The organism is bacterium (genome assembly GCA_024226335.1).
GTDB lineage: Bacteria > Myxococcota_A > UBA9160 > SZUA-336 > SZUA-336 > JAAELY01.
Genome location: JAAELY010000555.1, coordinates 1 through 521, shown reverse-complemented (window position 1 = coordinate 521; position 521 = coordinate 1). Strand labels below are relative to the sequence as shown.

The window sequence follows — 521 nt, the reverse complement described above, 5'->3', positions numbered from 1 at the left end:
GGTAGGTGTACGGATCGATCTCTTGTAGCCGGCACGTGGCGATCAGGCTCTGGAAGATTCCGACGCACTCGGCCCCGATCTCGGTCCAACAAAACACCCAATTTCTTCGGCCTAGCGCAACTGGCCGGATCTCGCGCTCCAGGTGATTCGTGTCGATCGGGACATCGGGATACTCGAGAAACACTCGAAGCGCATCTTCGCGGAACAGCGCATAATCCGCTGCCGCGGTGAACGGACTTGAAGGCAACAGTGCGTTTTGCTCGAGCGTTGTTTTCACGCATTTGAAGAATTGATCGACAATCGATTTGCAGTGCTTCCCTCGCAGCTCGAGACGCTTGTTCGTATCGAGCTGGCGCGCGCCGATCTTGCCTTCTTCCTCATAGAGATCGCGAATCTGCTCCAGGGCCTGCGCCGTCAGCTCCGGTTCGATGGCTTCCGCCTTCAGGAAATGCCTCCGCGTATGGGACCAGCACTGAGCGTGGACGACGTCGTTGATCTGAGCGGCGTACTTCTCGTAGGCC

Annotated in this window: 1 protein-coding gene; it reads right to left on the bottom strand. The window is 57.8% G+C overall.

The window, feature by feature from the left end; all coding sequences use genetic code 11:
- Positions 1 to 521 (bottom strand): transposase (locus tag GY725_27115; GenBank protein MCP4007870.1); only part of this gene is annotated, 521 nt, incomplete at both ends.